13 protein-coding genes are annotated in these 17,508 nt (G+C 68.8%); 3 read left to right on the top strand and 10 right to left on the bottom strand.

The annotated features are described in order from the left end of the window. Nucleotides 1-258: 258 nt before the first annotated feature. From ACOGI9_RS01785 to ACOGI9_RS01740, 10 genes are all read right to left on the bottom strand, one after another. Nucleotides 259-780, bottom strand: coding sequence for a Fic family protein (locus tag ACOGI9_RS01785; RefSeq protein WP_419859222.1), 522 nt, complete (start codon nucleotides 778-780; stop codon nucleotides 259-261). A gap of 94 nt (nucleotides 781-874) precedes the next feature. Continuing rightward, nucleotides 875-1,153 carry a hypothetical protein gene (locus ACOGI9_RS01780; RefSeq protein ID WP_419858195.1) on the bottom strand — a complete coding sequence of 93 codons (279 nt, stop codon included), beginning with the start codon at nucleotides 1,151-1,153 and terminating at the stop codon, nucleotides 875-877. 31 nt (nucleotides 1,154-1,184) lie between these two features. Further along, complete coding sequence (locus ACOGI9_RS01775; RefSeq protein ID WP_419858194.1) at nucleotides 1,185-2,078, bottom strand: dihydrodipicolinate synthase family protein; 894 nt, start codon at nucleotides 2,076-2,078, stop codon at nucleotides 1,185-1,187. A 414-nt stretch (nucleotides 2,079-2,492) separates the two neighbouring features. Next, on the bottom strand, nucleotides 2,493-5,948 hold the full coding sequence (locus ACOGI9_RS01770; RefSeq protein WP_419858193.1) for a leucine-rich repeat domain-containing protein: 3,456 nt from the start codon (nucleotides 5,946-5,948) through the stop codon (nucleotides 2,493-2,495). Further along, the gene (locus ACOGI9_RS01765; protein ID WP_419858192.1) at nucleotides 5,948-6,994 is read right to left on the bottom strand and encodes a D-2-hydroxyacid dehydrogenase; all 1,047 of its coding nucleotides are present in this window, start codon (nucleotides 6,992-6,994) and stop codon (nucleotides 5,948-5,950) included. The genes ACOGI9_RS01770 and ACOGI9_RS01765 overlap by 1 nt, the downstream gene beginning before the upstream one ends. A 22-nt stretch (nucleotides 6,995-7,016) precedes the next feature. Beyond that, nucleotides 7,017-8,081 carry a tryptophan--tRNA ligase gene (trpS, locus tag ACOGI9_RS01760; protein ID WP_419858191.1) on the bottom strand — a complete coding sequence of 355 codons (1,065 nt, stop codon included), beginning with the start codon at nucleotides 8,079-8,081 and terminating at the stop codon, nucleotides 7,017-7,019. Further along, on the bottom strand, nucleotides 8,078-9,202 hold the full coding sequence (locus ACOGI9_RS01755; RefSeq protein ID WP_419858190.1) for a DUF1611 domain-containing protein: 1,125 nt from the start codon (nucleotides 9,200-9,202) through the stop codon (nucleotides 8,078-8,080). The genes trpS and ACOGI9_RS01755 overlap by 4 nt, the downstream gene beginning before the upstream one ends. After that, entirely contained in the window at nucleotides 9,199-10,044 is an 846-nt protein-coding gene (locus ACOGI9_RS01750) for a PspA/IM30 family protein (RefSeq protein ID WP_419858189.1), read from the bottom strand. The genes ACOGI9_RS01755 and ACOGI9_RS01750 overlap by 4 nt, the downstream gene beginning before the upstream one ends. 29 nt (nucleotides 10,045-10,073) lie before the next feature. After that, on the bottom strand, nucleotides 10,074-10,478 hold the full coding sequence (locus ACOGI9_RS01745; protein WP_419858188.1) for a CesT family type III secretion system chaperone: 405 nt from the start codon (nucleotides 10,476-10,478) through the stop codon (nucleotides 10,074-10,076). Next, nucleotides 10,478-10,771, bottom strand: a complete 294-nt coding sequence (locus ACOGI9_RS01740; RefSeq protein WP_419858187.1) for a hypothetical protein — start codon at nucleotides 10,769-10,771, stop codon at nucleotides 10,478-10,480. Before ACOGI9_RS01740 ends, ACOGI9_RS01745 begins: the two co-directional genes overlap by 1 nt. Before the next feature lie 178 nt (nucleotides 10,772-10,949). On the opposite strand from ACOGI9_RS01740, the gene ACOGI9_RS01735 reads away from it, so the two are divergent. The 3 genes from ACOGI9_RS01735 (at nucleotide 10,950) to ACOGI9_RS01725 (ending at nucleotide 17,491) form a co-directional block, all read left to right on the top strand. Further along, nucleotides 10,950-12,164, top strand: a complete 1,215-nt coding sequence (locus ACOGI9_RS01735; protein WP_419858186.1) for a tyrosine-type recombinase/integrase — start codon at nucleotides 10,950-10,952, stop codon at nucleotides 12,162-12,164. 139 nt (nucleotides 12,165-12,303) lie between these two features. Continuing rightward, the gene (locus tag ACOGI9_RS01730) at nucleotides 12,304-15,423 is read left to right on the top strand and encodes a hypothetical protein (RefSeq protein ID WP_419858185.1); all 3,120 of its coding nucleotides are present in this window, start codon (nucleotides 12,304-12,306) and stop codon (nucleotides 15,421-15,423) included. Between the two features lie 94 nt (nucleotides 15,424-15,517). Continuing rightward, nucleotides 15,518-17,491: an Ig-like domain-containing protein gene (locus ACOGI9_RS01725; RefSeq protein ID WP_419858184.1), complete on the top strand. Its 1,974-nt coding sequence runs from the start codon at nucleotides 15,518-15,520 to the stop codon at nucleotides 17,489-17,491. The last annotated feature ends 17 nt before the right edge of the window (nucleotides 17,492-17,508 follow it).

Genomic DNA, 17,508 nt, shown 5'->3' with positions numbered 1-17,508 from the left:
GCCGCGGTAGTCGTCCAGCCAATACTACCCGCGTGAAGGTCACGTCGGGCTGACCCAGAGCGAATCTCCGGCCGAGTTCGGTGTCGGCCTTGAAGCGATCCCAGTCCGGAGATTGCAGGACGCAGAACGCGTTCCATCCTGCACGAGCCCGGGAACCGACTAGGAATGGTCGATTCGGCGCGCCGCGAAAAAGGGCTCGAACTCTGCCATCCGCCCCTCGACCCCTTCGACGGTCGGTTGCACGTATCGAGTCAAAGATCATGTCGAGCGTCTCGACTTCGGACCGGTTCGGAGGCCTCCGACTTGCTTCTCCCGTACGAAGAGGGAGATCTCTTTGTCCAGGTCCTCCGGCTCGTCGATCCGCTCGCCGCGGGCCGCGCGGACGCCGAGGTCGAGCGACCATAGCAGTTGAGCCCGCATGAAGTCCGCGAGGGGCTGGCCGTTTCCCGCATCTGCCTGCCGAAGGGTAGCGAGGTACTCGTCGCGGTCCGCGCTCTTGATCACGATGGGAAGCAGGTTCTTGCGGAGCAGGATGTAGTTGGTGATGAGTCGCGCGGTGCGTCCGTTTCCATCGTCGAAGGGATGGATGTTCGCGAACGACCAGTGCGATTCGGCCAGGAACTCGGGGAGCGGGTAATCCGTGCGCTCCAGATCGCTCCGCAACCGACGTACCCATTCCTCCATCCGCGCAGGCGTCTCCTCGGGTTCGGCGAACCGGTGGAGTTCCCCCGTGCGCGTCCTCACGTGGTTCGGCTGCGTCTTGTACTTCCCGGGCTCGATCCACTTGCGCGTCGTCCCGCCGTCGGGTGTTTCCGCCGTCTTCCAGAAGGGCTCCTTCAGGAGGATCCGGTTCAGATCCTGATGTCACGTTCCGTCAGGGGCTGCTCGTTGGTCGCCAGGCTGCGGACGAGTGGCCGATGGCGACGTTGTGCGCCTTCATCTCCTCGATAGTCGCGCATCGGGTGGGACCCGGAGACCTGATCGTGCAGCAGCAGCAGGACCGTCTCGCGTACGTGAGCGTGTTCCCCTCGATGTGGTTGCTGTTGTAGTTCCACTCGAGGCGGAGCTTCTGCCACAGGCGTTCCTCGTCGTCGGCCGCGATCTCCTCGCGAACCCGGTGCCATTCCGCGATGGCGGCGTCGAGTTCATTCATCGCGCGGCCTGAGAGAATCTGCCGTCGGGTTTCAGGCGGAGACGCCGAGGGCGGCGGCTTCGAGGGCGGCGTCGACCTTGGCGAGCTTGGCGGCGTCGGCGGGCTGCAGCGGGCTGCGGGGCACGCCGCCGTAGAGGCCGAGGCGGTCGAGCGCGGCCTTCACCGCGGCGATGCCTCCCTCCGCCACGAGGCTCTTGTGGAGGGGCGCCACGCGTTCCTGCATGGCTCCGGCGCGGCGGTGGTCGCCCTCCTTCCAGGCATCATAGATCTGGCAGCAGGAGCGGGTCGCGATCACGGCCACGCCGAGGATGCCGCCGGCCGCCCCGGCCTCGAGCGCGGCGTAGAGGAGCGCGCCGGAGCCCACGAGCACCTGCGCGTTGCGGCCGCACGCCTCGATGAGTTGGCCGAGGTTGCGGAGGTCGCCCGAGGAATCCTTGATCCCGATGATGTTGGGGTGCTCGACGAGCCGGCCCACGAGATCCGGCGTCAGGTGCACGGGCACGAACTGGGGGATGTGGTAGAGGACGACGGGCACGGGCGACGCGTCCGCCACCGCGAGGAAGTGATCGCGCACGGCGTCCGGCCGCATCGCCTTCAGGTAGTACGAGGGAGATCGCACGAGGACGGCGTTCGCGCCAAGCTCCGCCACCTTGCGGGTCACGAATATCACCTCGCGCGTGGATTCGGCCCCCGTTCCGACCGTCAGCGTGCGGTCTCCGATGCGCGCGGCGGTCGTCTCCACCAGCTTCCACAGCTCCCGGCGGTCGAGGAGCGGCGCCTCGCCCGTCGAACCGGCCACGACGATGCCGGCGATGGGATGCGAGAGCCACTCGCGCAGGTTGTTGTCGAACGCGTCGAGCGCCAGCTCGCCGTCCTCGCCGAACGGCGTGGCCACGGGCGGATGCACACCTGAAAGATCTCTCATGGAACTTCCGAAGTTAGGGTCGGTGGCGGGTCCCGCGCGTTCCCGCGGGAACGTCTCCGGGCGTTCGCGCCTCAGGCCGAGGGACTCGGCGCCTTTTGCGTCCCGGCGGATGAAGCCTTCGAACAACCCTTCGAGTCGGGCCAGACGTTCACGCACGTCCGCCACGTCCCGGGTCAGGCCCGTAACGTCGTCAGGTCACGGATTCCCAGCAGCACCGGCGCGAATATGCCGACGATCGCGATGGCCACCCCGATGATTGTCCAACCTTCTGCCGTCATCGCCGTCTCCTCGTGTCTCGGGTTCGTTGGTGTCTCGAACCCAAGTTGCGGGCAGGGCTCAATGTGGCGTCATCGGGGGCCGCCTTCAACTTCCGCCGGGCGCGGGGCTCAGTAGCCGCGCGTTCCCGCGGGAACGTCAGCGGGGAGGTCGCGCTTCGGGAAGTCCCCGGCTGAAGAGTATTTCGAGTCCCGGTTCGGACACCACCGACGCCAGATCCTGTCGGGCCGGCGCCGATGGAGGCAGGCCGCGCAGGATGCCCCGCACCCGTCCATTCTCCGGGTCGCGCAGGATGGCCATCGGCCGGTCGCTGTCGCCATCGAGCACGGCCTCGCCTTCCGGTCCCGTGAGCCGGATCTCCGCCAACCTGCCCGACCACGCAGATTCCACCGGGAGTGCGACCGCAAAGCCCGAACCGCCGTTCCCGTCCGCAATGGGCCGCATGTCGACGTCGATCGCGAACAACGCTTCGCCATCGGAAGCCGTTCCCCGGATCCGGTATCGTGCGGGCGGCGCGGGGAGACCCGGCCCCGGCGGTGGAGCCTCGGCCACGAAGGCCGGTTCCAGGAAGAGGACGCCGTGTTCGTCCACGCCGCCCCACAGGACGAGCGACGGTGTCGGAGCGGCCGCCCGTGCGGTGCGCCGAGCAGCGTCGGCACCTGCCTCATCCTCCAGGCGGTGCCGGAGCGCCTTCGCGAAGCTGTAGTCGCTGACCCATCTCGGCCGGCAGTACGACATGAGGTCGGGCGTGCCGGGCGGCTTGAGCGCCTCGGCCCGGAAGTCGTATCCCCAGGCTCCGATGCTCCCGCCGGTGTTCGGGAAGGCCGAGTCCACGCTCCGGGGTCGGCCGCACGGTGCGTGGCGGAGACTCATGTTGTGCCCCAGCTCGTGGGCTATGATCTCCGCCGCGGGCTGCGCAACGCTCGCCCACCCGCCTATCTGCGCCCGCCCGCCAACGGCGTCGGCGAAGGGCCCCGGGATGGTCCCCAGGTAGTATCCGCTCCCGCCCTCCATCGTCCTGATCAGCGCCGTCTCCCTGAGGAGAACGAAGGAATCATGCGAGGAGGTGAATACCGGCTCATGCACCGTCAGATCCAGGCCGGCGACCGGCAGGAGCGTGCGCGCCTCCCATAGCAGGTCGTCGTCGGCCGTCAGTGTGTCCGTGATGTTCAGGATCGAACGGTCCTGACTGCCCTGCAGCAGATACGGGATCACCGTGAGATCGAGCACCGGCATCTCGCGGATGTCGGGAACCGTCCAACCGGCCTCGGGAATTCGCCGGGTCACGCCCAACTCGGGATCCAGCGTGGCGTCCGGATCGATGTAGACGGACATCTCCAGCCCCGGTTGAATGATGTCCCCCGGGATCATCACGTTGGCCGACTGGTCGAATGCACCCTCGTCGATCGCGGTCGGAATCCTGGCCGACTGCGCGGGGATATCGGCGCGGTGCCTTTCGATCCCGTCGAGGTAGAAGAACGCCCGCACGGGAGGAATCCCCGTGTCCGTCGCGCGCTCGGCCGTCACGAACACGCGCAGCAGGGCCGGTTCGCCGGCGAGGAGGGGAACCGGGTACTCCAGGGACTGTACGGCCTGGGTCAGATAGACCCGCGATCCCTCCACGCGGCGGCAAGCGGCCCCCTGCCAGTCCTCGAGACTCCGCAGCCACTCGAGGAAACCCGCCTCCTCGGGCGCGCACAGCGCCGTCCCGCGAGCCAGCAGGGTCTCGAGCAGTTCGAGCCCGGCAAGCTCGGTGGGCAGGGCGCCGGACAGCCCGGCGTTTGCCGTCAGGTTCAGGTACTCGAGCCTCGTCAGGCCGCCGAAGCTGGGCGGAATCGGGCCGGACAACTCGTTATGGGCCAGCGACAACCAGTCGAGATTGGCGAGTCCACCCAGTTCCGGCGGGACCGGTCCCGTCAGACGGTTGAGGTACAGCCAGAGCTTTTCGAACTTGGTGAGACCGGTGAGTTCGAGCGGTATCGGGCCCGTCAGGCGGTTACGGGAGACCGAAAGCTGCGTCAGGTTCTCGAGATTCCCCAGTTCGGGCGGGATGGGGCCCGTCAGGTCGTTGTCGCTGACGCTCAGCCCCCAGAGGTTCGAGAGGTTGCCCAGTTCGGGCGGGATCCCGCCCGTCAGCTCGTTTCCCAGCAGGACGAGGGCTTCCAGACTCGAAACGTTCCCGAGTTCGGGCGGGATGGGGCCGACCAGTTCGTTGTAACTGAGCCACAGCTCCCTGAGATTCGGAAGGCTGGCGAGTCCCAGCGGGATCGGGCCGGCCAGGTCGTTGCTCCACAGATACAACTCCTCGAGGTTCTGAAGGTCTCCCAGCGCCACCGGGATGGTTCCCGTCAGGTCGTTCCGGCCGATCCACAGGTTCTCGAGGCTCGCAAGGTTCCCAAATTCCGGCGGGATGGAGCCCGTCAACTCGTTCCGGGTGAGATACAGCTCCCTCAGGTTCGGCAGGTTCCCGAGTTCGGGCGGAATCGCGCCCGCCAGGCTGTTCTCCCTGAGTTGCAGCTCCTCGAGCTGGGCGAGGCGGCCGAGTTCGCGCGGAATCGGGCCCGTCAGGCCGTTTTCCGGCAGCCTCAGCACCTTGAGGTGCGAGAGATCCCCGAGTTCGGGCGGAATCGGGCCCGTCAGCGCGTTCAGGCCGAGGTCCAGCGTGTCCAGCGCCGCCAGGCGGCCAAGCTCGGGCGGAATCGGGCCCGTCAAGCTGTTGCCGCTCAGATTCAGCGTCCCCAGGTGGGAAAGGGCCCCCAGCGTACGAGGGAGCGGACCCGTCAGCCCCTGCCGAGCGAGGGGCCGGGCATCCGTCTCGGCGAGATCCGTCTCGGCGAGACGCGTTCCGCCCGGCATGTCCGGATCGCCATCCCGACCCGGATCGAGGCTCCCGTCGAGGCCCGCATCGAGGCTCAGGCCGGGGTGTGGACGAGGACTCCGGCCCGCGCCCCGCTCGAGCTGGCCCGCGATCGAATCATCGCTCACGCTCAGATCGAGTACGACCAGTGTCGCCAGACGCGCGATTGCGGGCGGGATCGAGCCCGCGAGCCCGTTGTCGCTCAGGTCCAGTTCGATCACGCGGCCCTGTTCGTCGGTCGTGACTCCGTACCACGTACCCAGCGGAGCGTCGGTGCGCCAATTCTCGCTGTTGATCCAGAAGTGCCCCCTCATCGCGGTATGGAGTTGGAACAGGACGTCGCGGGGATCGTCGGCGACGACGAGGAGCGCGGTTGCATTCAGGCCCGAGGAGCCCTCCCTCACCGTGACGGCCGCCGTCCCTCCGCTCACCGCCGTCACCAGCCCCCCGGCGTCCACGGTCACGACCGAGCCGTCGCTCGATGCCCACGAGAACGTGGCGCCCGCCACCGCGTTGCCCTGACCGTCCCGCGCCTCCGCCGTCAGGCGCACCGTGTCGCCCGGCAGGGAGAGCGTCGCCGTCGCTGGGGAGACCGCGACCGACGCCACCATCCTGCGCGGGTGTGACGGACCCGCGGGACCGTCCTCGGCACAGGAAACCGCCGCCAGGAAGACCAGCGAAGCCACGGCGGCGTGACGGGTGGCGAGTCTGCCCCGGTGCAGCATCAGTAGCCGCATCAGTAGCCGCGGGTCTTGTCGACCTGGTTTTCGAGGGGGTCGCCGCGCTGGTAGCGGGAGATGTTGCGGACGATCAGGTCCGTCTCGCGCTCCCAGAAGTGCGCCGAGGTGCCGCCCACGTGGGGGGTGACGAGGACGTTCTCGAGCCTCCACAGCGGGTGGTCGGCCGGGAGCGGCTCGGTCTCGAACACGTCCAGCATGGCGCCGCGCAGGTGCCCGGTCTCGAGCGCCCGGACGAGCGCGGCCTCATCCACGAGCGTGCCGCGGGCGAGGTTGATGAGCACGGCGCCCGGCTTCATGCGCGCGAGTTCCTCGGCGCCGAGGAGGCCCTCGGTCTCCGGCGTCTCGGGGGCCGTGAGGGCGACGAAGTCCGAGGATTCCAGGAGTTCGGGCAGGTGGTCGGGCCCGTGCAGGCGGTCGAGCTCGGGGGGCTTTGGGCCGACGGTTCGGCGAATGGCCTGAACTCGCATGCCGAGGGCGTGCGCGCGGCGGCCGAGCGCCGATCCGATGCCGCCGTAGCCGATGATGCCGAGCGAGGCACCGGCCACCTCGCCGGCCGCGGGCGCGGCGTGCAGGGGGCTCCGGGGCGAGTTCAGCGCGGACTGGACCCACTCCCGCTCGCGCTGCGCCCGCACCGCGAGGTCCAGGCCGCGGACGAAGTACAGGATGCCGGCCATGGCGTGGTCCGCCAGCGAGTCCGCGTACATGCCCGCCGAGTTCGTGAAGATGACGTCGCTCTCCCGCATCTCCTCGAAGAGCGAGTTCCGCGCCCCGGCCGCGCCCGAGTGGAACCAGCGCAGCTTGCGGGCGGCGAGGAAGACGTCCCGCCGGATCCCCCACCCGCAGTAGACCTCCGCGTCGGCCACCGCTTCCAGAAGCTCCGGCGGCGTCACGCGCACGCCGTCGCCCGACGCCTCGAGCGCGACGCGCACCGACTCGATCTCCCACTCCGGGTTCAGCGCGCCGCGGATGCGGTCGAACGACCACTCCGGCATCGACCAGTGGGGGGTCTCCGGCGCGTACATCCAGATCACGAAGCGGCGCAAGGCGACTCCCGGCGCTAGGGGCTCAGCCGCCGTCGCCCGCGGTGGCGGCCCCGGCCAGCCCGGGCAGGTCGGCGTCCAGCGTGCGCGGGCCGACGCCCATGCGCTCGCGCACGACTTCCATCGTGCGGGCGGCCTCGGCTCGGGCCCGCTCCGCCCCCGCCGCCAGGATCTCGATCACCCGCTCCGGGTGCGCGCGCAGTTCCGCCGCGCGTTCGCGCACCGGCGCGAGTTCCTCGGCCACGTTGTCCGTGAGCTGCCGCTTGCAGGCGACGCAGCCGATGCCCGCCGTCTGGCAGAGGATCTCGATCTCCTCGCGCTCCGCCGGGTCGGTGAAGAACTCGTGCAGGGCGAACACATTGCACACGTGCGGGTTGCCGGGATCGTCCTTCCGCACCCGCGCCGGGTCCGTGACCGCCGTGCGCAGCCGCGCCCACAGTTCGTCCGGCTCCGCCACCATCCGCACCGTGTTGTCCTTGGACTTCGACATCTTCGCCACGCCGTCGAGCCCGCGGACGCGAGCCCCCGTCCCCACCAGCGTCTCCGGTTCCGGGAAGAAGTCGCCGAAGCGCGCGTTCCAGCGCCGCGCGACCTCCCGCGACAGTTCCAGGTGCTGGCGCTGGTCCTCTCCCACCGGCACGAAGTGCGCCCGGTAGAGGAGGATGTCGGCCGCCTGCAGCACCGGGTAGTTGAGAAGGCCCGCGTTCACCGACTCCCGGCCCTGGGACTTCTCCTTGTACTGCGTCATCCGCCCCAGGTCGCCCACCGGGGTGACCGTATTGAACAGCCACTGGAGTTCGCTGTGGTAGGGGACGTGCGACTGCGCGAAGAGCGTGCAGCGCTCCGGGTCGATCCCCGAGGCCACGAGCGACACCGTGAGATCGAACACGCGCCGCAGCAGGTCCTCGCGCTCGTACTCGCGCGTAATCGCGTGCAAGTCGACGATGCAGTAGTAGCACTCGTACTCGTCGACCATCGCCGCCCAGCGCCGAAACACCCCGAGATAGTTCCCGAGATGCGCATGCCCCGTCGGCTGGATCCCGCTGAACACGCGCTTGCGCGGCCCCGAAGGGGCAGTGTTGCCGGTCATTGCGCGGTGACCCCCGAAGTTTTGTGGGCGGTGAGGATGGCTTCTACGAGGGGGGCGGGGCCGAAGCGGATGGGGTCGGTGGCGGGGAGGCCGGTGACCTCGCGGGCGTGGCGGACGGCGGTGCGGGCGTCGTCCTCGGAGATGTCGTACGTCGCGAGGGAGACGCCGATCACGCGGCCGGGGACGTCGGGACAGGCCCAGGCGAGCGCGTCCTCGTAGCGGCGGATCACCTCGTCCAGTTCCGGGAGCACGACCCAACTGTGGTTGCCGCCGTAGATGCGGGGGCGGCTCGGCATCCAGGTGAGGATCATCGCGTGCGGCAGCGTGCCGTGCAGGAGACCGTGCGTGACGCCGGAGTAGCCGGGGTGCATGAGCGACCCCTGGCCTTCGACGAGCACGATGTCGACGCCCTCGCCGTCCTCGCCCCGCGCCGCCTCGAGCGTGAGGCGTTCGGCGGCGCCGGAGATGAAGTCCGACACCACCGCGTCCACGGCGATCCCGGTGCCGGCGATGAGAATCCCCGTCTGGCCCGTGGCGGCGAAGCCGGCGCGCACGCCCCGGGCCTGCAGCGCCCGCTGCAGTTCCAGCGAGACCGTCATCTTCCCGGTGTTGCAGTCCGTGCCGACCGTGAGCACCCGGAACGCGTCCGTCCCCATGGCCCGGCCCGCCCCCACCGGCAGCTCCGCCGGCGGTTTGCGCAGGTCGAACAGCGTACACCCGTGCCGCTCCGCCAGCGCCGCCAGCTCGGGATCGTCGCAGAGGAAGAAGTGAAGACCGCTGATGATGTCGAGCCCCTCCTCGAGCGCGGCCACGAGCACCGCCCGCCACGCATCGGGGAGCTGCCCGCCCTGGGGCGCGATCCCCACGAGCAGGGCTTCAGGGCGGGGTTCGGTGGCAAGCGCCTCGGCGAAGGTCGCGACGATGGGGATGTCACCGCCGAAGCCCAGCGTCTCCCCCACCGTGCTCCCGGCGAAGCGGGAGTCGATGACGGAACTGACCCGCTCCGGCTGGTAGCGCACCGCGGACGAGGCGGTCTTCGCCGTCTCGACCCCGAAGGCCCCCTCCGCGAGGATCGCGAGCCGGGAGGAGGAGAGCCGCTTCCGCCCCGGGGCCGGGCTCATTCGCTCTCGGTCCGCTCCATCTCGCCGGACTCGCCCAGCAGCTCGAGGAGTTCCGCCTCGGGAATCTCTTCCGCGTCGCCCGCGTCATCCGCGTCCGACCCGGAATCCGCCTCGGCGTCCTCGCCGGCACCGAGCGCCTTCACCTCTTCGGGCTCGGCGGAGGGGAGGAGGCCCATGGAGGCCTTCATCTCCAGCAGCCGGTCCTCCACGGCGGCGTCGCCTCCCGCCTCCAGCGCCTTGAACTCGCTGAGGAGGGTGTCGCCGGTGAGTTCCTCGGTGACCTCCGCGCTCGCGAGCGCCTGGCGTTCCGCCTGCTCGATCTTCTCGGTCATCTGATCGAAGGCGCGGAAGGCGCTCTTGTCGTGGAGCCCCTGCATCGTGTCGTGGATGCGCTTCTGGGCCTCCGCGCGCTTCTGCTTCGCGATGAGGAGGTTCTTCTTGCGCTTCGCCTCCTCGATCTTCGCGTTCAGCTGCCGCAGCGAGTCCTTGAGCTTCTCCGTCTCGGCGCGGTGGTTCTGCCACTGCGTCTCCAGCTCGCGCGCGTGCTCGGCGTGCTCCTGCCCGCGCACGAGCGCCTGGCGCGCCAAGTCGTCGCGTCCCTCGCGGATCGCGAGCCGCGCCCGCCGCTCCCACTCCTGCGCCGTCGAGCGCGACTCCTCGAACTGCGCCCGCAGCTTGCGTTCGTCCGCGATCGCGACCGCCACCTCCTGCTTCGCCTGGGCGAGCTGGCGGCGCATGTCCTCGATGATCGTGGTCAGCATCTTCTCGGGGTTCTCGGCCCGAGCGATGAGGTCGTTGAGGTTCGATCGAATCAGCCGGGAAAGTCGGTCCAGGACACCCATGGTGGTTGCTCGTTTCCTGTGCTTGCTCTTCAGTCGTTCGGAATGTCGACGGTGAGGCTGTCCCAGTGGGACGTCAGCGCGAGGGTGAGGCTCTCGAGCGTGGCGCGGAACTCGGAGAAGTCCAGGTTCTCCAGTTCCAGCGTGTCGCTCAGGATGACCTCTCCGTCCTCGAGACCGTAGGCCCCGTGGATGAGGTCGACCGCGTTCAACTCCAGGAGCCTCCGGTAGAGCGCAAGCTGGTCCTCATCGTCGATCGGAAGGTCGCGGATGTCCGCGCGGCACACGAGCACGGGCGGCTGGTAGTTCACCAGAATCCTCGGCTGCCGCTCCGCGCTCGCACCGTTGGGGTGGACGATCCACAGTCCTTCGTCGAGTTCCTGATAGTCCGCCTCGGTGCGGATGAGGAAGCTCTCTATGTCCTCTCTGTTCAGCATCAGTTCGGTCCCCGCAGTCGTGAATCGGGTCGCCCTTCCGGGCGAGGCTCATCCGATGGCGCCCCGCCCGCGAGCCCGCCGCCCTCGAGGAGGCGGGTCATGAAGCGCTGCTCCTCCGTCAACTGGTCCACCTGGTTCGCCAGCAGCGCGACATGCTCGCGCAGACGCTCGATCTCGTCGTCACGGCCCGGTTCCACGGGCGTGGGCGACGGGCGGGCCGCGAACCACTTCTGGGCCACTTCCCCGAACGTGACGAGCGCCACGATGATGATGATGAAGACGAAGACGCTCATCGCCGTCCTTGCCGCAACCGATACAAATCCGGGACCGGCCGCCATCGGTGAAACAAATCTACGAGGCGGCCCGACCCGGAGTTTCCCCGCGGACGGCCGCGCGAACCGCCGGCGGCGGGCCATGATAACGCCGGGGCTCGCGCCACGGAACCCGCAGGGGGCATTCTATTGTAGTGCGATGAATAACCCGGCCTCGTCTCCCATTCTCCCCCCAAAAGGAAAGCCGAAGGGACGCCATCCGGACAAGGCGCTTTCGGCCGCGTTCGTGCGTGCGGCGCCGCCGGGGCGGTACTGCGACGGCAACACGCTGTACCTGTTCGTCCAGCGGAGCGGAGCCCGGAGTTGGGTCCAGCGCCTCGTCATCCGCGGGCGGCGGCACGACCTCGGACTCGGCAGCGTCGCGCTCGTCTCGCTGGCCGAGGCCCGCGTGATGGCGCGGGCGAACCGCAAGCTGGCCCGCGAGGGCGGCGACCCGCTCGCCGAGCGGCGGCGCGACCGGAACGTGCCCAGCTTCGCCGAAGCGGCCGCGCGGGTGCTGGCGCAGAAGCAGGCCGGCTGGCGCAGCGAGAAACACCCCAGGGACTGGATGTCGAGCCTCCACCGGTACGCCTTCCCGCGCATCGGCAAGGTGTCGGTGTCGGAGGTGACGAGCGCCGACCTGCTCGAGATCCTCTCCCCGATCTGGTACACGAAGGCGGCCACCGCCCGGGTCGTGCTCCAGCGCATCCGCGGGGTGCTGGATTGGGCGGTCGCGATGGAGTTCCGCACCGGCAACCCCTGCGATCAGCTCCGGCCGGTGCTCGGCTCGCAGAACCGCGTGATCCGGCACATGCGGGCCCTGCCGCACCGGGAGGTCGCATCGGCGATCGAGGCCGTGCGCGGATCGAGGCGGTCCGTCGCCGGCCCGCTCGCGTTCGAGTTCCTCGTGCTCACGGCCGCTCGGTGGGGCGAGGTGCGCTGGGCCGAGTGGAAGGAGATCGATGACAACGCCAGGGTGTGGACGGTGCCCGCGGCGCGCATGAAGGCGAAGCGCGAGCATCGCGTGCCGCTGTGCCCCCGCGCGCTGGAGATCCTCGACCGCGCTCGCTCGCTCGACGGCCACGGTCCGTTCGTGTTCACCCGCGGCGGCGCGAAGCCGCTGTCCGAAAAGACGCTGCGCCGGCTCCTGAACAAACACGAGGTCGCGGCCGTGCCGCACGGCTTCCGGTCAAGCTTTCGCGACTGGGCGGCCGAGAAGACGGACTACCCGCGCGAGGTCGTCGAGGCGGCCCTGGCGCACGTCGTGCACAACAAGGTCGAGGCCGCATACCGGCGGACGGACCTGTTCGAACGCCGCCGCCACCTCATGAACGACTGGGCCGCCTACCTGGCCAACGACCGGAAGCGCGGTTGAGGGTTCGAATGAGGTAATCAGCCGTATCATCTGATCCTCAACACACTGATTCACAGATAGTTATGAATTCTTAGCCGCTGTCACTATCACAGCGGCCGACCCTTCGGGCCTTCTGGCGAACCAGGGATTCAACGTCACGGTGGGCGGTCAGGACCCGGCCACGGTGGTGATTTCCAGGCTGCTGGATGAGAACCGCCAGCTGATCGGCGACCCGACGAACATCTCCGGCACGATCTATGTGCTCCTCGATGTGCAGCCCAACCAGGAGACGGTGGCGGACATCGCCCTGACGCTGAACGGCGAGACCGTCACGCCGATGTGCCGCGGCTCTGCGGGCGACGTGGGGGCCGACATTGCGGGTCTCGCCGAGACGGGCGCGCAGGTCGAGGTCGAGTGCCAACTCCAGACCAACGCCCCCGCCACGAACGAGTGCGTGGGGCTGCAGATCGATCCGAAGTACGCCAACGGCAACTACGAGCTGAGCGCGTACCTCATGACGACCCGGGACGAGAAGCGCGAGGCCTTCGCCGGCCAGTCGATCTCGCTCAACAACCACGGGTACGTGACGATCGCGCACATGCCCGGCGGCATGTCCGAGGTCGGAGAGCACACCAACGGCCTCACCTTCTACGGCGGCCCCGCCGCCGAAGGCAACATGAACCAGTTCCACGCCTGCCCGGTCGCGTACGACGGCACGATCGTCGGCAAGATGCGGCTGTCCACCAAGCACACGGACACGAACCAGCAGGACGTGGAAGGGGCCACCTCGCTGAGCTTCAGGGAGAGCCGCTTCGGTTCGGACAACCCGTCCAAGGAAGCGCCGTTCACATGGACGGCCGGCACGGACTGGTGGAGCCCCAACCTCCGCCTGGAGAACATGCCGGGCGAGACGGAGACCTGGGTCATCAACGATGGTCTCATCACCGACCCGGACGGCCGCGACGTCACCGCGACGTTCCGCGCGGGCGGGGCGATGGCCATGAAGGGGCCGCTCTACTTCGACTTCAAGGCCCCGGTGCGAACCAACGATTCCGAAGTCGTGATCGCCACCTCGAACAATCCCGCGCATGCCAGCTGGGCGTCGACGACGGCGACGTTCTACCGCGACGGCTCCGGTGGCAGCACGCGGCGTTTCCGGATCACGGAAATGTCCGACATGGGCGTCGGACACGTGTACGGCATGACGTCGGCGATCGCCGTCGGCGACTGCGGCGTGGGCGCCAATGCCGACACGCGCGGCAGCACGGCGTTCGTGCCCCTGGATGGTGAGGGATTCGGGAACGTCACGCTCATCAACCAGCTGCCCGAGGAAGATCCTGTGGCGGACGGCGTAGCCGATGGCGGCGGGGTCGACTGCTACGTGGCGGAGGTCCAGTCTCTCGCGGACCGGTTGGGGAACAGCGTTGGTCTTGGCAACGTGCCGAGGATCCGCACGGCCACGACCTTCGGCGTGGACCGCACGGCGCCCGAGATCAGCCGCCAGCGGCCCTCCGAACCGATCGTGCTGTCGAGCAACTCGCTGTTCTTCGAGGTCGAAGAGCCGCGGCTCGTCACCGGTGAAGATGGCAGCCAGCTCGCGGGCACGGTTACCGCCTGGGCCGGGAGTTCGAGCATCAACTCCAGCCGGGTCTACTGGGGGCGTGGCGGAAGCGTGCAGTTCCCGGTCTCCTCCAACGGCTCGGCCGAGATCGACATTACGCCGGCTGCCGGGACCTTCTTCGCACGCGAACAGAGTCACACGGTGTACGCCTGGACGGCAGACCAGGCCGGCAACGGGGCGTCGACGACGTTCACGTTCATCCGCGACCAGACGGAGCCCGCGCTCTCGCTGTCCGCGGTGCCGAACAACTTCGGTTCGACCACGGCGGCATCGATCAGCGTGGCCGTGGCGGGGACGTTGAGCGACGCGACCGAGATCCGGCGCGCGTTCCTGAGCGTCCACAAGGGCGCTGCCTGCACGAGGGACAGCGATCCGTTGCCCGCAACGCAGGCGGCCGGTCCCGTCCGGCGGCTCGACAACGGCAGCAACACGATCGAGTTCTCCGAGGTGTTCACGATCAAGCAGGGCGGCGATCTCGGCGCGACGACCTACTGCTTCTATCTGCACGCCGAGGACGACGCCCGCGACGCGGATGACCGCGCCGCCGAGAACGCCTACAGCGACCAGGTCGCGACGTTCAGCGTTGGTTGGCCCGGAACGCCGCCGACGGCACCGCCGCCAGGCCCGACGTTCGAGTTCACGACCGTGGCCGGAGCGGACATCGACGAGACGCTCGATGTCACCGAGGGCGATGCGACCGGCGTCATGTACGCCGTCATGCTCGCGAATACGGACGCCGACACGGTGGCGATAACGCTCACCACGTCGCCCGGAGTCACGGTGAGTCCGACCACGGTGAACTTCCCCAACCCGAACGACGCTACCGCGGATACGGTGCTGGTGACGGTCACGACCGCACACGACCTCGACATCATGTCGAACGTTGGGTCCGTGACCCACTCGGCGACGGGCTTCACCGCGGCGTCGGTGGAGGTGAAGTCGATGGACGAGGACTTCGAGATCATGGTCAGCCCGTCTTCGATCCGTGAGGATGACAGTCCCACGGCGGTGGTGGTGACCGTGAACGCCGGTGAGGCCGCGGACGTTTCCAGCGCGATCAGCGTTGACCTCGGTGCGGGGGCGAATACCGCCTCCGAGGATATCGCCAGCGGCAGCGCCGCCACCGCATCCGTGACGGTCAGTGCGATGTCGCGGACGGGGGCGGACACGGTCATGGTGGATGCGGCTGACGACGCTGCGCGCGACGAGGAGAACGAGTCGATCGCACTGACGGTGTCGGGCAGCGCCCAGCAGGGCGTGTACACCGAGCCCGCCAACATCATGATCATGGACGATGATCCCGACGTGATGCTGGAGCTGAGCCAGGAAGAGGTGAACGAGGACGCGGGCACCGTAACGGTGAGGATCACGGCGACGGCGGACGCGCCGGTGAACGGGATCACCACCTTCACGCTCGCCCTTACCGGTACGGCGACGGGCGGCGGTACGGACTACACCGATCCCGCTGCGGTGACGCTGACGATCAACACGGGAGGCACGACGGCGACGGCGGACGTGACGCTGACGATCACGGATGACGCCGCCGACGAGGCCAACGAGACGATCATCTTCGATGACGCGGATGGAGCGACGGTCGGAACGAAGACCTACACGGTCGGCCCCGCGACGCTGACGATCATCGATAACGACGACGCATAACCCCAGCGGTCTCTGACGAGAGGCCTCACGGAAGGGGGCTCCGCGCAGTCTGCGGGGCCCCCTTCTTTCCATTGCACTTTCCCCGGGGTGTTCAATGAACGACCGTCGCCTCACTCGGCTTCAGTTCCGACGCTTCGTGTCCGCGTCGTTCCTCTGCGCTCTCGTCGCGGGCCTCGCTTCATGCGGCGGGGAACCGACGATGCCCCCTCCGCCCCCGCCTCCGCCGCCACAACCCCCGGTCCAGGTCGGCTCGATTCCCGCTCAGGTCGTCAATGTCGGGGAGTCGGCCATGGTCGACGTGGCTGCCTACTTCCTCGATCCGGACGGAGGACCGCTGACCTACGCGGCCGCGACGTCGGCCCCGAGCGTGGTCTCCGTATCGATCACGGGCAGCAGCCTGACCCTGTTCGGCGTGGCGGACGGCCAGGCGACGGTGACCGTGACGGCGACCGACCCGGGCGGCCTGAGCGCGACCCAGAGCGTCGCCGTGACGGTGCAGACGCCCAACCGCGCCCCGGAGCCGTCGGGCTCGATTCCCGCCCAGACCGTCAACGCGGGGCAGACCCTGACGCTCGACGTGGCCGGCTACTTCAGCGATCCGGACGGCGATGCCCTCGGGTATGCCGCCACCACTTCGGCCGCCGGCGTGGTCTCCGTTTCGATATCCGGCAGCAACCTGACCATGGTCGGGGTAGCGCAGGGCACGGCGACGGTGAACGTGACGGCGACCGATCCGGGCGGCCTGAGCGCGTCGCAGGGCGTCGGCGTGACCGTGCTGAGGCCCAACCGCGCCCCGACGGCGTCCGGCTCGATTCCCGCCCGGAGCCTCAACCCCGGGCGGACCGAGACGCTTGACGTGGCCTCGTACTTCAGCGATCCGGATGGCGACCGGCTCACGTATGGCGCGACCAGTTCGAACGCCGGCGTGGTGTCGGTCAGCGTGTCCGGCAGCACGGTGACCTTCGCCGGGGTTTCGGACGGCACGGCGACGGTGACCGTGACGGCGACGGACCCGGGCGACCTGAGCGCGACGCAGAGCGTCCGCGTTACGGTGCAGACGGCCAACCGCGCCCCAGCGCCCGTCGGCTCGGTCCCGCCACAGCGCCTCGACGCGGGGCGGACGGCGAGGATCGACATGGCCGGGTACTTCAACGACCCGGACGGCGATCCGCTCAGATACAGCGCGGAGTCATCGGCCGCCGGCGTGGTGTCCACCTCGATGTTCCGCAGCACCCTGACCCTGGTCGGCGTGGCCGGCGGCACGGCGACGGTGACCGTGACCGCGACCGATACGGACGGTCTGACCGGCACACAGGCCATCCAGGTCTCCGTCACCGGCCGGGCGGACGGCTTCAGGGAGGACTTCGATACCCCCGCCAGCCTCAACGACTGGGAAATCAACAACGCCGACGCGGCGGTGCCGGTCGCGGATAGCGTATTGGAACTGACGAACCGCGTGACGGGCAGGCTTGGGACCGCGGAACGCAGATCGCCACCGAACCTGCGGGCGTGGGAACTCTCCGCGGAGGTCAGTCGCGTCACGGGCGCGGCGACCCCCGGAGTGATTTGGTTCACCACGCACAGCCGGTTCCTCGCCGTCCGGCTCCTGCTGCCGATGTCGAGCACGATGAATTACGAGTTCGCCGTCTTCGATGGCGGACAGAATACCTGGCTCACGGTGGAAGATCTGTCAGGGCATTCCCGGTCCATCTCGGCGGGTCCGGGTTCGTACGACCACATCCGGCTGGCACATGAGACGCAGGGCGGCGATTTCTTCGTGTTCGAGGTCGGCGGGGGCACGGGAATCTTCAGGATCAGCCTGGACGCGACGCTGGGCGGCATTCGCTTGGGCGACATTCTGGACGGCGTCGTGGACCTCTGGTTGGTGAATCGGGGCGCGATCAATCTGACGGCCCTGTTCGACTGGGTGGAGATGTCCGGCGAGGAGATCAGCGCCGACATCGCGAGCGGAGTCGACACCACCCACGTCGATCGCGTCAGGGCGCTCGCCGGCGCCGCGGCTGGGAACCGGGTCCGGTTGGGCCGTACGGCGGGCAGTCCCGACTGAACGCCGTGGGGCTTGGC

Source organism: Candidatus Palauibacter irciniicola (assembly GCF_965208695.1).
Lineage (GTDB): Bacteria > Gemmatimonadota > Gemmatimonadetes > Palauibacterales > Palauibacteraceae > Palauibacter > Palauibacter irciniicola.
This window is presented reverse-complemented; position numbering and strand designations above follow the sequence as displayed.

Coding starts and splice junctions, on each gene's coding strand:
- ACOGI9_RS01780 (WP_419858195.1), bottom strand. CDS start 1,153: ATGAATGAACTCGACGCCGCCATCGCGGAATGGCACCGGGTTCGCGAG.
- ACOGI9_RS01755 (WP_419858190.1), bottom strand. CDS start 9,202: ATGAGCCCGGCCCCGGGGCGGAAGCGGCTCTCCTCCTCCCGGCTCGCG.
- ACOGI9_RS01725 (WP_419858184.1), top strand. CDS start 15,518: ATGAACGACCGTCGCCTCACTCGGCTTCAGTTCCGACGCTTCGTGTCC.
- ACOGI9_RS01775 (WP_419858194.1), bottom strand. CDS start 2,078: ATGAGAGATCTTTCAGGTGTGCATCCGCCCGTGGCCACGCCGTTCGGC.
- ACOGI9_RS01740 (WP_419858187.1), bottom strand. CDS start 10,771: ATGAGCGTCTTCGTCTTCATCATCATCATCGTGGCGCTCGTCACGTTC.
- ACOGI9_RS01735 (WP_419858186.1), top strand. CDS start 10,950: ATGAATAACCCGGCCTCGTCTCCCATTCTCCCCCCAAAAGGAAAGCCG.
- ACOGI9_RS01750 (WP_419858189.1), bottom strand. CDS start 10,044: ATGGGTGTCCTGGACCGACTTTCCCGGCTGATTCGATCGAACCTCAAC.
- ACOGI9_RS01770 (WP_419858193.1), bottom strand. CDS start 5,948: ATGCGGCTACTGATGCTGCACCGGGGCAGACTCGCCACCCGTCACGCC.
- trpS (WP_419858191.1), bottom strand. CDS start 8,081: ATGACCGGCAACACTGCCCCTTCGGGGCCGCGCAAGCGCGTGTTCAGC.
- ACOGI9_RS01745 (WP_419858188.1), bottom strand. CDS start 10,478: ATGCTGAACAGAGAGGACATAGAGAGCTTCCTCATCCGCACCGAGGCG.